A 13634-nucleotide genomic window follows, 5' to 3' on the forward strand; every position below is an offset into this window, starting at 1 on the left:
CTCCCTCGGTCGCGGGCAGCTCGCCGATCGCGATGCCTCGCGGATCCCGGCACGATAGTCGATCTCCCGAAAAAGAAAACCGGTCTCGCACACGGATCAGGGCTCCGAATTTCGGACCGACAAAGGCCTGACGACGGCCAGTCCGGCTGTGCCGGTTTCTGACAATAGGAATTTTTTCTTGACTGGGTGAAGGCAACTATGGTAGATATTCGGTCATGGTGCTGAGTTGCGCCAAGGGACCCGCCGCACAGGCGGGTTTTTCGTTCAATGCTCCTCTATAGCGCGCCGCGAAGGCTCCGAACCCGTTACGCGGTCCGTTGCCCTGGTACAGGTATCGCCGGCTGGTCAGGCGCGATACCTCAGGCCCAATCGCCTGCCGGCGGTGCCGACTTGAGGAAATCATGAAATAAGCCCAGAAGACATCTGATCAAGCAGAACGGGCGCCGGCCCATGAGGGACATAATGAAGAACTCAGCCATTTCCGAACGCAAGAGCCAGTCGATCTCGCGCGGCGTCGGCATGACCACCCAGATCTATGCCGACCGGGCCGAGAACTCGGAGATCTGGGATGTCGAGGGCCGCCGCTATATCGATTTCTCCTCCGGCATCGCCGTCGTCAACACCGGCCATCGCCACCCCAAGGTCATCGAGGCGGTCAAGGCGCAGCTCGACCGCTTCACCCACACCTGCCACCAGGTGGTGCCCTATGAGAGCTATGTAAGGCTGGCCGAACGGCTGAACGGCCTTCTTCCGGGCAAGTTCGAGAAGAAGACGATCTTCGTTACCACCGGAGCCGAGGCGGTCGAGAACGCCATCAAGATCGCCCGCAATGCCACCGGCCGCCAAGCCGTCATCGCCTTTGCCGGCGGCTTCCATGGCCGCACCTTCATGGGCATGGCGCTGACCGGCAAGGTCGTGCCCTACAAGGTCGGCTTCGGCGCCATGCCGGCCGACGTCTTCCACGCCCCGTTCCCGGTGCCGCTGCACGGCGTGTCGGTGGCCGATTCGCTTGCCGCCCTCGATCGCCTGTTCAAGGCCGACGTCGATCCGGCCAGGGTCGCGGCCATCATCGTCGAGCCGGTGCAGGGCGAGGGCGGTTTCTATGAAGCGCCGCGCGATTTCATGACCGCGCTGCGCAAGATCTGCGATCAGCACGGCATCCTGCTCGTTGCCGACGAGGTGCAGACCGGCTTCGCGCGCACCGGCAAGATGTTCGCTATGGAGCATCATGAGGTGACTGCCGACATCACCACCATGGCCAAGGGCCTGGCCGGCGGCTTTCCGCTGGCGGCGGTCACCGGCCGCGCCGAGATCATGGATGCGCCTGGCCCCGGCGGGCTGGGCGGAACCTATGGCGGCAGCCCGATCGGCGTTGCCGCCGCGCACGCGGTGCTTGACGTGATCGAGGAAGAGAAATTGTGCGACCGCGCCAATTCGCTCGGCGCCAGGCTGAAGCAGCGTCTGGGCTCGATCCGCGACGACGTCCCGGAAATCGTCGACATCCGTGGCCCCGGTTTCATGAATGCGGTCGAGTTCAATGACGTCAGGAAGGGGCTGCCGTCGGCCGAGATGGCCAATGCGGTCAGGCTGAAGGCGCTCGACAAGGGACTGATCCTGCTCACCTGCGGCGTCCACGGCAACGTCATCCGCTTCCTGGCGCCGATCACCATCCAGGACGGCATCATGAACGAGGCGCTCGATATTCTGGAAAGCTCGATCCGCGAAGTCCGCGCCGCCTGAAAAGGCGGCGCCAGTTTCCTGACGGCCCATGCCGAAGCGGGTGGACGCACAGTCAGGAGCTCGGATTTTGGAAGCCAAGCTGGAATGTCCCGCTTGGCATACAGCACTCGCCACACATCGACAGTGTCGGGCTGCTCAACATAGAAAATCAGATATGGATAGCGCTTAAGCTTCACACACGGCGCAGACCGGGCAGTCCAAGTTCGTAGGCATATCTGAGAGAGCCGGATGCTGGATGGTCCGCTATCAATTTCTAGGCGTTTTGAAGCTCCTCGACGTAGCCCAATGCCACATGCGAACCAACTTCGCCCACATAGTAGTCGATAGCGTCCTCGATATCCCGCAGAGCTAGTTTTCGAGGAACAACTGTCTTTATAGCCACCTATTTACTGACCCTGCGCCCGCTTCCGCAGCGCGGCAAAATAGCTGTCGTCAACGGGAACACCCGGCTCGGATGATGCGCCTTCAAGGAGCAGGCCGCGCAGACGTTGGCGGTCCTGATCGTGGCGGATCAATTCACGCACATACTCGCTGCTTGTGCCATAGCCGCGATCCGTTACTTGCTGATCGACGAAATGCTTCAAGCTGTCTGGCAGCGAGATATTCATGGTGCTCATTCAGGCATTCTATGGGGAATGGCAAAAATTGGCAATCCTATGCACTGGCCCTGGTTGGCTCCATGTTCTGAAACGCGGCCAGCGCCGCCTTCAGTCCGTCGGGTCCCGCCGCAACCATCTGAGGCGTCGGCGAGAAGCCGGCGCCGAGCATCTTGCGGCCGAGCATATGATCGCCGGGGCGGTTGACGGATTCGATGCCGAGCAACCTGTCTGCGGCATAGTGGTAGATCGAGAACTTGTTGTCGGCGAGATCGCCCAGCACGACATGGCTGTCGCCGCCGGATGTCAGGCCGACCATCTGCAGCTTCATGTCGCCGATGTCGGACCAGAACCAGGGCACGGCCGAATAGGCGTCGGCATGGCCAGTGATGGTGCGCGCGGCAAGCCGCGCCTGGTCGGTGGCGTTCTGTACCGATTCCAGCCGCACGTCGCGGCCGGTGAACCAATGCCGATAGGAGGCGGCGTCGCCGATGGCGAGGATTTCCGGCACCGAGCTGCGCATCTGGTGGTCGACGCGAATGCCGTTGGCGATGGTGAGGCCGGCTTCCCCGGCCAGTTCGACATTGGGCACGGCGCCGATGCCGACGACGACCATGCGCGCCGGCAGCCTTTCGCCTGACGATGTGATCGCGGCCGTGACATGGCCGTTTTCGCCTTCGAGCCTTGCGATCGTGGTGCCGGTGAGAATGTGCACGCCGATAGCCTCCAGCCGTTGGCGGACATGGCTCGCCACGACCGGCGCCACGGCGCGGCCAAGCAGCCGATCGACCGCTTCCACGACCGTTACGGTGCGGCCGGCCGCCCGCAGCGTCGCCGCGATCTCCAGCCCGATGAAGCCGCCGCCCAGGATGACGACGTCTTCGCTACGTGCGCTCAAGTCCCGGATCAGGCGGGCGTCCGCCAGGGAGCGCAGCGACACCACGCCGGACAGATCCGCGCCCGGCAGCGGCAGGAGGCGCGGGCGCGAGCCGGTGGCGAGGATCAGATGATCGAAGGCAAGTTCGCCGCCGCCTGATATTTTCAAACGACGGCTGCCGGCATCGATACGATCGATCCGAACGCCCGGCCGGTAGTCGACGGCGTTGCCGGTGTAAAATGCCTCGCCACGCAAGGGTTGCGGCTTGGCCTCGGCATCCTTGATGAAGGTCTTCGACAGCGGCGGCTTGTGATAGGGCAGTTCGTTCTCGTCGCCGACGAGGACCACCGGCCCCTCATAACCCTCCTCGCGCAGGCTTGCCGCCGCCTGCACGCCCGCATGTCCCGCACCGACAATGACCACGCCGTTCTTCATCACATTCCGATCCCAAGCTTGATTTTAGGGTGTCTCGCCACGTGGCAATTGTCTGGCGCCGCCGCAAGGGGGCATTTGCGGGTCGCACCCGGAGCGGCGGCTGTCAATCGGACAGTTCGGCGACGAACTCGGTACACGGTGCAGGCGGCTAAAGTTGACTATCGCAGTTTAGAATAATTCTAAACTGTTGTTTCGATTGAGTTTTCCTGTCGATTTTCGTTGACTTCCATCGGTCCTGAAGCTTTATGGAGCCTCGCGCATCGGCGCATCCCTTTGATGTCTGGGCCTTGAACCCTTTCGATTGGAGGCATTTTGGTGTCTTTCTTCCTCGACCCGCGCGACAGCGCGGCATACCCCGCGAATGACGGCCTGCACATGGCCTGGCGCCGGTTGTCGCGCGCGCCGTTCACAAGATTCCCGAAAAACTGGAGAGCGATAATGACGGCACGACATGGCAGCAGGCTTGCGGCGATCGGTGCCACGGCCCTGCTGACGGCGGCGGTGTTCGTGCTGCCGGCCAAGGCCGAGAACGATCCCAAGGCGGTCATCAAGACCTATGCCGACATCGCGCTTGCCAAATACGAGGATTCGCTGACCACCGCGCAGGCGCTCGACAAGGCGGTCGACACCTTGTTGGCCAAGCCTTCGGCCGAGACGCTCAATGCCGCCCGCGAGGCCTGGAAGGCATCGCGCGTTCCTTACCAGCAGACCGAGGTCTACCGCTTCGGCAACAAGATCGTCGACGACTGGGAAGGCAAGGTGAATTCCTGGCCGCTGGACGAAGGCCTGGTCGATTATGTCGCCAAGAGCTACGGCACCGAATCCGACTCGAATTCGCTCTATACCGCCAATGTGATCGCCAACAAGGAGATCGAGATCAACGGCAAGAAGGTCGACGCCTCGAAGCTTTCGCCGGAATTCCTCGCAGGCACGCTGCAGGAGGCGGGCGGCGTGGAGGCCAATGTCGCCACCGGCTACCACGCCATCGAGTTCCTGCTCTGGGGCCAGGACCTGCACGGGACAGGACCGGGCGCCGGCGAGCGCCCCTACACCGATTATGATCTCAAGAACTGCACCGGCGGCAATTGCGATCGCCGCGCGGAATATCTGAAGTCCGCAAGCACCCTTTTGGTGTCCGACCTCCAGGAGATGGTCGGCGACTGGAAGGAAGGCGGCGCTGCGCGCAAGAACCTGGTCGACGGCGAGCCGAACACGGCCATTTCGGCCATCTTCACCGGTATGGGCTCGCTCTCCTACGGCGAACTCGCCGGCGAGCGCATGAAGCTCGGCCTGCTGCTGCACGATCCGGAAGAGGAGCATGACTGCTTCTCCGACAACACCTACAATTCCCATCTCTATGACGCCGTCGGCATCCGCGCCGCCTATCACGCCAGCTACACCAGGCTGGACGGCACCGTCGTTTCAGGGCCGTCGGTGGCGGACATGGTCAAGGCGGCTGATCCGGCCATCGACAAGGAACTGTCTGACAAGCTCGATGTCACCGTCGCCAGGATGGAGGCGATCAAGGCCCGCGCCGAAGGCGGCGAGGCTTACGACCAGCAGATCGCCGAAGGCAACACCGAGGGCAACGCCACGGTGCAGGCGGCAATCGACGCCCTGATCGACCAGACCAAATCGGTCGAACGCGCCGTCGGCGCGCTGAAGCTCAACGCCATCGCCTTTGAGGGTTCAGACAGCCTCGACGCGCCGGACAAGGTGTTCCAGTAAGCGTCGAAGCTGGAAGCACGGGCCGGGGTCACACGGCTTCGGCCCGGGCAAGATAGAGTCAAGCCACACGGCGCGGGAGGCGCCGTCAGCCATCCGAGCAAGTTTATGCTGATCTGCCATTGCAACATCATCACCGAGAAGGAGATTGAGCAGACGATCGTCGGGCTGCTGGACCAGGATCCCTGGCAGCTCATCGTACCGGCAAAAGTCTATCACGCCATGCACAAGCGCGGTCGCTGTTGCGGCTGCTTCCCAAATGTGGTCGAAACGATCATTCGGGTCACCGAGAAATACCACGCCCGCTCGGAGGCGAGCGGCGTTGACATCGTTTCACATCTGGATCGCGTCAGAGGCCTGCGCGTCCAATACGGGAGCAGAACCCATGAAAGGCGAACCACAGATCATCGAGCGGCTTAACGAGGCTCTGTTCCTGGAGCTTGGTGCCGTCAATCAGTATTGGGTGCATTTCCGTCTGCTGGAGGATTGGGGATACGCCAAGCTCGCCAAGAAGGAACGCGCCGAATCGATCGAGGAGATGCACCATGCCGACAAGCTCGTGGCCCGTATCATCTTCCTAGAAGGCCATCCCAATCTGCAGTCCGTGGCGCCGCTGCGTATCGGACAGAACGTGAAGGAAGTGCTCGAATCCGATCTTGCCGGCGAGTATGACGCTCGCACCGCCTACAAGCGCTCGCGTGAGATCTGCAACGAAGCCGGTGACTATGTCAGCATGAAGCTGTTCGAGGAGCTCTTGGCCGACGAGGAGGGGCACATCGACTTCCTCGAGACGCAGCTCGATCTGCTTGCCTCGATCGGCGAGGAAAAATACGGCCAGCTCAATGCCGCATCGGCGGACGAGGCGGAGTAAGGGCATGCGGGAATGCGGCGCACCCTAGCATTGCTGCGCCGCTGGCGGCGGGCCAAAGGCCCGTCGTTAAACAGAAAACCGGGAACCGTCGTGCTTTCCGGTGCTGCCGCCATCGTTCTTTTGGCCTTCGCCACGGGCGGGTCCGACTCGCAGCAGCCCGCCAATTTCGCCGCCACGCGCACCGACCTCAGCCCGAAGGATCAGGCGCGCGTCACAGCCGTTACCAGGCCGACCAAGGACTTCTCGAAACCCGAGCAGTTCGAATTGATGCAAGGCGGCGCCGGCACATCCAGGAAGGACGTCAACCGCGATTCCTTCTCGCAATCGTCGGCCAACATCACCTTCGAGGAAGAAGGCACCTTTAAGCTGGGCAACGCCCTGTTCCGCAAGAACTGGGTGTCGTCGCCGTCCTCGACGCAGGCCTCCGACGGGCTTGGACCGCTGTTCAACGAACGCGCCTGCCAGAACTGTCATCTGAAGGACGGCCGCGGCCGCCCGCCGCAGGGCGCGGCTGGTACCACGTCGATGTTCCTGCGGCTGGCGCGCGAGGCGAGCAGCGAGGAGGAGAAGGCTGGGGTTGCCGACCACAGACTGCTCAACATCCCCGATCCGGTCTACGGTTCGCAGCTGCAGGACCTAGCCGTCCCCGGCCTGCGCGGCGAGGGCCGGATGCGCGTCGATTACAGCGAGGAAAAGGTCGGGCTCGGCGACGGCACCGTGGTTTCGCTGCGCAAACCCGCTTACGCGGTCGATGATCTAGCCTACGGCCCGCTCGATCCGCGCACCACGCTGTCGCCGCGCCTGACGCCGCCGATGATCGGGCTCGGCCTCATCGAGCAGATCGCGCCTGCTGATATACTCGCCCATGCCGATCCGAACGACCGGGACGGCGACGGCATTTCCGGCAGGCCGAACATCGTGCGCGACGGCATGAGCGGCGAACTCACTCTTGGCCGTTTCGGCTGGAAGGCGCAGACCGCGTCGATCCGCCAGCAGGCCGCGGATGCCTTTGCCGGCGACATCGGCATCTCGACGCCGGAGGAGCCGAAACACTGGGGCGACTGCACCGCCGCCGAGAAGGATTGCCTTGCCATGCCGGACGGCGTGCAGGAGCGGCTCGGCCCGGCCGAGGCGCCGGCGCCGGTCATGGACCTCGTCACCTTCTATTCACAGAACCTGGCCGTGCCGGCACGCCGCGACCTCGGCGCCCCTGATGTGCTCGCGGGCAAGAGATTGTTCTACGAGATCGGCTGCGTTTCATGTCACGCGCCGAAATTCGTCACCCGCCGCGACGCGCCCAACAAGGCGCAGGCCTTCCAACTTGTCTGGCCCTATTCCGACTTCCTGCTGCACGACATGGGCCCCGGCCTTGCCGACGGCCAGGCGGTGGGCGAGGCGACGGGCAACGAATGGCGCACCCCGCCGCTATGGGGCATAGGCCTCACCGAAACGGTCAACGGCAACAATTTTTATCTGCACGATGGCCGCGCCCGCAGCCTGGTCGAGGCGATTCTTTGGCATGGCGGCGAGGGCCAGAAGTCGCGCGACCGCTTCGCCGCCGCCGATGCGGCCGACCGCGATGCCTTGGTCAAATTCCTGGAGTCCCTGTGATGTTGAAGCGTTCCGCGCTGGTAATCCTTCTTCCTCTGGCCCTGCTGGGCGCCACCCCGACATGGGCGGCGGCGGTGAAGGCCACTGACGTCATCCAGCGGGCAATCGACGGCTTTGTCCGCCCGGCCTATGCCAGTCTGCACGATCGCGCGGCGGGCTTGAACAAGGCGATGCACGCGCTTTGCGAAAAACCCTCAAAGGGCGATCTCGATGCGGCACGTTCCGAATTCTCGCGCACGGTGGATGCCTGGTCATCGGCCGAGATCATCGGGTTCGGCCCGATCAAGGAAAACAACCGGCTGGAGCGAATGCTGTTCTGGCCGGATCGCAAAAGCATTGGCCTGAAACAGGTGCAGGCCGCGTTGGCCGCCCAAGACCCGAGCGCCACCGATCCGGCACAGCTTTCCGGCAAGAGCGTCGCCATGCAGGGGCTCGGCGCCTTGGAGTTCGTGCTCTACGGTGACGGCGCCGATGCGCTTGCCGGCAATGACGATCCCTATCGCTGCGCCTATGGCGCCGCGGTTGCCGGCAACATCGAAACCATGGCCGGCGATGTCGCCGACGCCTGGAACAAGCCGGACGGCTTTGCGGCGCTCTGGGCCAATCCGGGGCCGCAGAATCCGCTCTATCGCGACGGCACGGAAGCGGTGACGGAACTGGTCGGCATCTTCATCAACGAGCTGGAAATGGTTCGCGACGTGCGCCTGAAAGGCTTCCTGGGCGGCAAGCCGGAGGCGGACAAGCCGAAACAGGCGATCTACTGGCGTTCGCAAAACACCACCAATTCGCTGGCTGGAAACCTTGCCGGCATCGAGGGGCTGTTCGAGGCCTCGAAGCTCGGCGATGCGCTGCCGGCCGATGCGCGCTGGATGGCGGAATCGATCCACATCCAGCTTGTTAACGGCATCGCCACCGCGAAGTCGGTCCAGGGGCCGATCGATCTGGCGCTCGCCGACCCGGCGCTGCGCGAAAAGCTCGAGCATTTCGCGCTGATCACTTCCAGCCTGTCGACCCTGTTCGGCACGAGGCTGACCGCCGAATTCGGCCTGACCGCCGGGTTTTCCTCGCTGGATGGGGACTGAGCGTGAAAACCTCCCTCATCGACCGTCGCGATTTCCTGAGAGCCGCGGGAGCAGGCTTCGTGGCGGCGATGGCGCCGCCGGCCTGGGCAAACACGCTTGCCGCCGATGCCGTCTTCGCCACCGCCTTCGTCAAGCGCGACGGCAGCTATGGCGCCGCAATCCTGTCCGAGGCCGGCAAGCTCCTGCACGCGATCGACTTGCCCGACCGCGGCCACGACGTCACCTTCGATCCCATATCGAAGCGCTCGGTCGTCTTCGCCCGCCAGCCCGGCACCTTTGCCGTGGTCTTCGATCACGCCGGGCGCGATGAACCGCTGACCATCGCCAGCATCACCGGCCGGCATTTCTTCGGCCATGGCGTATTCTCCCCGGACGGCGCCTTGCTTTACGCCACCGAGAACGATTTCGACAACGCGGCCGGCGTCGTCGGCGTCTACGACGCGCGGGCGAAATTCAAGCGCCTTGGTGAATTCCCGACCTATGGCATGGGGCCCCACGAGCTTCTGCTCCTGGGCGACGGCAGGACGATCGCCGTTGCCAATGGCGGCATCGAGACCCATCCCGATTATGGCCGCGCCGAGCTCAACATCGCCACCATGAAGCCATCCTATGTGCTCATTGACCGTGTCACCGGCGACCTGGTCGAGAAGCACGAATTGCCGGCGGCGCTGCACCAGCTGTCGATCCGCCACATGGACGCCGACCAGACCGGCACCGTCTGGTTCGGCTGCCAGTACAGGGGACCCGGCACCGACCGTCCGCTGCTGGTCGGCCGCGCGGCGCGCGGCAAGGATTTGCAGCTCCTCGACATGCCGCGGGATGTCCTGTCCGGCTTCCGCAACTATATCGGTTCCGTCGCCGCCAATCCGGCTGCCGGTACCGTCGCCGTCTCTTCGCCGGAAGGCAATTCGCTTGTGATGATCGAGGCGGCGAGCGGCAAGGTGGTCGCGACCAGTGCGTTGGTCGAGGTCTGCGGCGTGGCGCCGGACAAGGGGGGCTTCATGGCGACGACGGGCGCAGGCGAGATCATAGAAGGCAATGGCGCGACGCGGTCGGAACCGGACTATGTCTGGGACAATCACATGCTGCGCATCGAGCGGGGCGCCTAGACACCTTTCCCGCTGCGTCGGAGCGAAGCCGCTTAACAAATTATGAGCTATCCCCTTGCGGTGGCGCGCTGTGGCAGGCACAGGGAATTGTTTTCGAACCGGTCGTTTCATGAAAGTGCTCGCCATCGATTGTGCCGCCAACCTCTGCGCTGCCTGCGTCTATGACGCCGGCGCGGGGCAGGAGCTCGGCCGCGCGGTGCTCGATCTCGGCAAGGGCCATGCCGAGCATCTGATGGCAGTCATCGCCGAGGCGCTGAAGGCCGGCGCGACCGCCTATGCCGGCCTTGGCGCCATCGCCGTCTCCGTCGGCCCCGGTTCCTTCACCGGCCTGCGTGTCGGAGTTTCCACGGCGCGTGGCCTGGCGCTGGCGCTCAAGGTGCCTGCAATCGGCGTGACGACGCTCGAGGCGCTGGCGGCCGAGGCGGCAGGGGCGTTTCCCGGCCGCGCCGTGCTGGCCGCGCTCGATGCCGGCCGCGAGGAGGTCCATGCCGCTCTCTATGATGAAATGTCGGTTTTGAGTTACGCTCCGGCCGTGGTCACGCTGGCGGATGCCGTGGCCATGGCGAGCGAGCGGTCTTCGGTGCTCGCCGGAACCGCCGCGACGCGGATCGCGGCCTCCGCCGGACGCGCCTTCGGCACCGGACCCGAGACGGCGACCGCGGACATTCTCACCTACGCCCGCCTGGCGGCCGCCAAGGGCGAGGGCGAGAGGCCGAAACCTCTTTATCTGCGCGGCGCCGACGCCAAGCCGCAGGCCGGGTTCATACTTTCCAGGCAAGGGAAATAATGCGCATACCTTTTCTCCAGCCGCGCCGCCGCGATTACGCGCTCGAACCGCTCAGGACCACCGACAGTCCGGCGGTCTCGCTGCTGCACCGCGAGGACTTCGTCCGCCCCTGGACCGATGGCGAGTTCGCGGCCTTGCTCGAACAGGACACCGTATTCGGCTATGCCGCGCGCGAAACCGGGCAGGGCGCCAAGCCACCGGTCGGCTTCGTGCTGGCCCGGCTGGCGGCCGGCGAGGGCGAGATCCTGACCGTCGCGGTGGCGCGGTCGCATCGCCGCCAGGGGCTAGGCTGGCAGCTGATGGACGCGGTGCTGCGCGAACTGCACGCGCAGCGCGCCGAAGCGCTCTTCCTCGAGGTCGACGAGACCAATGTCGCCGCGATCGCCCTCTACAGGCGTCTCGGGTTCCGCGAGGTCGGCAAGCGCCCCAACTATTACAGGTCGCCCGAGCATGGCCCGACCGGCGCGCTTGTCATGCGCCGCGATCTTCGCTAGCCAGGGTTTCGGGGTGGAGCGATGATCGGAAAAATCAGGATTTTCCTGGCGATAGGGCTGGTCGTCGCCGGGTCGCTGATCCTGGTGCCTTTACAGGTCCTGTCGATGAAGACCGGCTGGTGGCCGGAAACCTTCATCCTCAAGATCTGGCACAGGCTGATCGTCAGGGCGCTCGGCATGCGCATCCATGTCAACGGCGCGATATCCGACCGGCGGCCCTTGCTCATCGCCTCAAATCACATCTCCTGGACCGACATCATGGTGCTGGGCTCTTTTGCCGATGTGAAGTTCATCGCCAGGGCCGACATGGAAGGCTGGCCGCTGATCGGCATGCTGTCGAAGCTCCAGCGCACCGTCTTCATCGAGCGCGAGCGCAAGCGCTCGTCCGGCGACCAGGCGAGCGAGATCGCCAACCGCATGGCCAAGGGCGATGCCATGGTGCTGTTTGCCGAGGGCTCGACCGGGGACGGCAACATCGTCCTGCCGTTCAAGAGCACGCTGTTCGGCGCCGCCTCGATGGCGATTTCGGAGGGCGCGGCGGAGCAGGTCTTCATCCAGCCGGTGGCGATCGCCTATACCCGGCTGCATGGCGTGCCGCTCGGCCGCCGGCACCGGCCGATCGCGGCATGGATCGGCGACGAGGATCTGATGCCGCACCTCAAGGTGCTGATGGCGGAAGGCGCGCTCGATGTCGAGGTGCATTTCGGCGAACCGATTGCCTTCGCCAAGGGGTCGAACCGGAAGGAAACGGCGAAGCTGATGGAAAGCCGCGTGCGCGAAATGATGCAGGCGGCACTGGCCGCGCCGCGCCCGAGCCGCTGAATCCCGAAGACCCCCAGGCAGAATCGTCTGTTTTTTGTCACGGAAAGGCGTTAGAAGCCGCCGCATGGACTTGAACACGGTTGAAAGCGACGACATCGGCACTGCGGCTGGACAGCAGGCGGTGATTTCCTCGGCAGCGAAAAAGGTCTTCGTCAAGACTTATGGCTGCCAGATGAACGTCTATGATTCGCAGCGCATGACAGATGCGCTGGCCGCCGACGGCTACACGGCGACGCAGACCATCGGGGAAGCCGATCTGGTGCTGCTAAACACCTGCCATATCAGGGAAAAAGCGGCTGAAAAGGTCTATTCCGAGCTCGGTCGCATTCGCGAAATGAAGGCCGAACGCGCCGCCGCCGGACGCGAATTGCTGATCGGTGTCGCCGGTTGCGTGGCGCAGGCCGAGGGGGCCGAGATCATCCGCCGCTCGCCCGCCGTCGACCTGGTCATCGGCCCGCAGACCTATCACCGGCTGCCGGACGTGCTGGCCAGGGTGCGGGGCGGCGAGAAGATCGTCGAGACCGACTACGCCATCGAGGACAAGTTCGAGCACTTGCCGCAGCCGAAGCGCGCCGAGGTGATCAAGCGCGGCGTCACCGCCTTCCTCACCGTCCAGGAAGGCTGCGACAAGTTCTGCACCTTCTGCGTCGTGCCCTACACAAGGGGGTCCGAAGTGTCGCGGCCGGTGGCACAGATCGTCGCCGAGGCCGAGCGTCTGGCCGAGGCCGGCGTGCGCGAGGTGACGCTGCTTGGCCAGAACGTCAATGCCTGGCATGGCCAGGGCGAGAACGGCGAGGAGTGGGGCCTTGGCCGCCTTCTGTTCAGGCTGGCCGAAATTCCAGGGCTGGCGCGCCTTCGCTACACGACCAGTCATCCGCGCGACATGGACGACGAACTGATAGCGGCCCATCGCGACCTGCCGGAACTGATGCCGTATCTGCATCTGCCGGTGCAATCCGGGTCCGACCGCATCCTGAAGGCGATGAACCGCAGGCATACGGCGGATGATTATCTGGCGCTGCTCGACCGCATCCGCGCTGCACGGCGCGATATCGCACTGTCGGGCGATTTCATCGTCGGTTTCCCCGGCGAGACCGAGATGGATTTCGAGGCGACGATGGAGCTGGTACGCCAGGTGAACTACGCCTCGGCCTTCTCGTTCAAATATTCGCCGCGCCCCGGCACGCCGGGCGCCGAGATGGCCGGCCATGTGCCGGAAGCGGTCAAGGACGAGCGTTTGCAGCGGCTCCAGGCGCTGCTTTTGAAGCAGCAGCAGGATTTCGGCTTGAGTCTCGTCGGCCGCACCATAGATACGTTGATCGAGAAGCCCGGTCGCCAGGCCGGCCAGAAGGTCGGCCGCTCACCTTGGCTTCAGCCCGTTATTGTTGATGAAAAGGCCGGCGAAATCGGTGACATTATCCAGGTGCGAATCACGAAGACGGGCTACAATAGCCTGTTCGCCGAATTGGTCTGATGGCCTCGGCA

The 13634-nt window shown here is 64.1% G+C and carries 13 protein-coding genes and 1 pseudogene; 11 read left to right on the plus strand and 3 right to left on the minus strand.

All coding sequences use genetic code 11. From position 1 onward, the window contains the following. Window positions 1-462: 462 nt before the first annotated feature. Window positions 463-1740, plus strand: a complete 1278-nt coding sequence (locus LB551_RS20270; protein ID WP_224660256.1) for a 4-aminobutyrate--2-oxoglutarate transaminase — start codon at window positions 463-465, stop codon at window positions 1738-1740. 71 nt (window positions 1741-1811) lie between these two features. Here LB551_RS20270 and LB551_RS20275 read toward each other — a convergent pair. From LB551_RS20275 to LB551_RS20285, 3 genes and pseudogenes are all read right to left on the minus strand, one after another. Next, window positions 1812-2116 (minus strand): annotated as a pseudogene (locus tag LB551_RS20275) (type II toxin-antitoxin system RelE/ParE family toxin); the annotation flags it as partial. Between the two features lie 10 nt (window positions 2117-2126). Continuing rightward, window positions 2127-2357, minus strand: a complete 231-nt coding sequence (locus LB551_RS20280; RefSeq protein WP_224660257.1) for a type II toxin-antitoxin system ParD family antitoxin — start codon at window positions 2355-2357, stop codon at window positions 2127-2129. A gap of 37 nt (window positions 2358-2394) precedes the next feature. Next, a complete protein-coding gene (locus LB551_RS20285; protein ID WP_224660258.1) occupies window positions 2395-3648 on the minus strand; it encodes an NAD(P)/FAD-dependent oxidoreductase in 1254 nt (417 codons plus the stop codon). A 438-nt stretch (window positions 3649-4086) separates the two neighbouring features. Between LB551_RS20285 and LB551_RS20290 the strand changes: the two genes are divergently transcribed. The 10 genes from LB551_RS20290 to miaB all read left to right on the plus strand — a co-directional run bounded on the left by LB551_RS20290 (window position 4087) and on the right by miaB (window position 13623). Continuing rightward, window positions 4087-5376 carry an imelysin family protein gene (locus LB551_RS20290; RefSeq protein WP_224660259.1) on the plus strand — a complete coding sequence of 430 codons (1290 nt, stop codon included), beginning with the start codon at window positions 4087-4089 and terminating at the stop codon, window positions 5374-5376. 105 nt (window positions 5377-5481) lie between these two features. Next, window positions 5482-5793: a (2Fe-2S)-binding protein gene (locus LB551_RS20295; RefSeq protein WP_140550104.1), complete on the plus strand. Its 312-nt coding sequence runs from the start codon at window positions 5482-5484 to the stop codon at window positions 5791-5793. Continuing rightward, on the plus strand, window positions 5759-6244 hold the full coding sequence (bfr, locus tag LB551_RS20300; RefSeq protein WP_140550103.1) for a bacterioferritin: 486 nt from the start codon (window positions 5759-5761) through the stop codon (window positions 6242-6244). Before LB551_RS20295 ends, bfr begins: the two co-directional genes overlap by 35 nt. 12 nt (window positions 6245-6256) lie before the next feature. Next, window positions 6257-7855, plus strand: a complete 1599-nt coding sequence (locus LB551_RS20305) for a di-heme oxidoredictase family protein (RefSeq protein ID WP_224660260.1) — start codon at window positions 6257-6259, stop codon at window positions 7853-7855. Beyond that, complete coding sequence (locus tag LB551_RS20310; RefSeq protein ID WP_224660261.1) at window positions 7855-8937, plus strand: imelysin family protein; 1083 nt, start codon at window positions 7855-7857, stop codon at window positions 8935-8937. Before LB551_RS20305 ends, LB551_RS20310 begins: the two co-directional genes overlap by 1 nt. Window positions 8938-8939: 2 nt before the next feature. Further along, window positions 8940-10046: a DUF1513 domain-containing protein gene (locus LB551_RS20315; protein WP_224660262.1), complete on the plus strand. Its 1107-nt coding sequence runs from the start codon at window positions 8940-8942 to the stop codon at window positions 10044-10046. Window positions 10047-10155: 109 nt separating this feature from the next. After that, window positions 10156-10833, plus strand: coding sequence for a tRNA (adenosine(37)-N6)-threonylcarbamoyltransferase complex dimerization subunit type 1 TsaB (tsaB, locus tag LB551_RS20320; protein WP_224660263.1), 678 nt, complete (start codon window positions 10156-10158; stop codon window positions 10831-10833). After that, on the plus strand, window positions 10833-11327 hold the full coding sequence (gene rimI / locus LB551_RS20325; protein ID WP_140496816.1) for a ribosomal protein S18-alanine N-acetyltransferase: 495 nt from the start codon (window positions 10833-10835) through the stop codon (window positions 11325-11327). The genes tsaB and rimI overlap by 1 nt, the downstream gene beginning before the upstream one ends. A gap of 21 nt (window positions 11328-11348) precedes the next feature. After that, window positions 11349-12149, plus strand: a complete 801-nt coding sequence (locus LB551_RS20330; RefSeq protein WP_224660264.1) for a lysophospholipid acyltransferase family protein — start codon at window positions 11349-11351, stop codon at window positions 12147-12149. A gap of 64 nt (window positions 12150-12213) precedes the next feature. Then, the gene (gene miaB, locus LB551_RS20335) at window positions 12214-13623 is read left to right on the plus strand and encodes a tRNA (N6-isopentenyl adenosine(37)-C2)-methylthiotransferase MiaB (RefSeq protein WP_224660265.1); all 1410 of its coding nucleotides are present in this window, start codon (window positions 12214-12216) and stop codon (window positions 13621-13623) included. Window positions 13624-13634: the final 11 nt, after the last annotated feature.

Origin of the sequence: Mesorhizobium sp. BR1-1-2 (genome assembly GCF_020165435.1) — a bacterium.
Taxonomy (GTDB): Bacteria; Pseudomonadota; Alphaproteobacteria; order Rhizobiales; family Rhizobiaceae; genus Mesorhizobium.

Coding starts and splice junctions, on each gene's coding strand:
- LB551_RS20270 (WP_224660256.1), top strand. CDS start 463: ATGAAGAACTCAGCCATTTCCGAACGCAAGAGCCAGTCGATCTCGCGC.
- LB551_RS20280 (WP_224660257.1), bottom strand. CDS start 2,357: ATGAGCACCATGAATATCTCGCTGCCAGACAGCTTGAAGCATTTCGTC.
- LB551_RS20285 (WP_224660258.1), bottom strand. CDS start 3,648: ATGAAGAACGGCGTGGTCATTGTCGGTGCGGGACATGCGGGCGTGCAG.
- LB551_RS20290 (WP_224660259.1), top strand. CDS start 4,087: ATGACGGCACGACATGGCAGCAGGCTTGCGGCGATCGGTGCCACGGCC.
- LB551_RS20295 (WP_140550104.1), top strand. CDS start 5,482: ATGCTGATCTGCCATTGCAACATCATCACCGAGAAGGAGATTGAGCAG.
- bfr (WP_140550103.1), top strand. CDS start 5,759: ATGAAAGGCGAACCACAGATCATCGAGCGGCTTAACGAGGCTCTGTTC.
- LB551_RS20305 (WP_224660260.1), top strand. CDS start 6,257: ATGCGGCGCACCCTAGCATTGCTGCGCCGCTGGCGGCGGGCCAAAGGC.
- LB551_RS20310 (WP_224660261.1), top strand. CDS start 7,855: ATGTTGAAGCGTTCCGCGCTGGTAATCCTTCTTCCTCTGGCCCTGCTG.
- tsaB (WP_224660263.1), top strand. CDS start 10,156: ATGAAAGTGCTCGCCATCGATTGTGCCGCCAACCTCTGCGCTGCCTGC.
- rimI (WP_140496816.1), top strand. CDS start 10,833: ATGCGCATACCTTTTCTCCAGCCGCGCCGCCGCGATTACGCGCTCGAA.
- LB551_RS20330 (WP_224660264.1), top strand. CDS start 11,349: ATGATCGGAAAAATCAGGATTTTCCTGGCGATAGGGCTGGTCGTCGCC.
- miaB (WP_224660265.1), top strand. CDS start 12,214: ATGGACTTGAACACGGTTGAAAGCGACGACATCGGCACTGCGGCTGGA.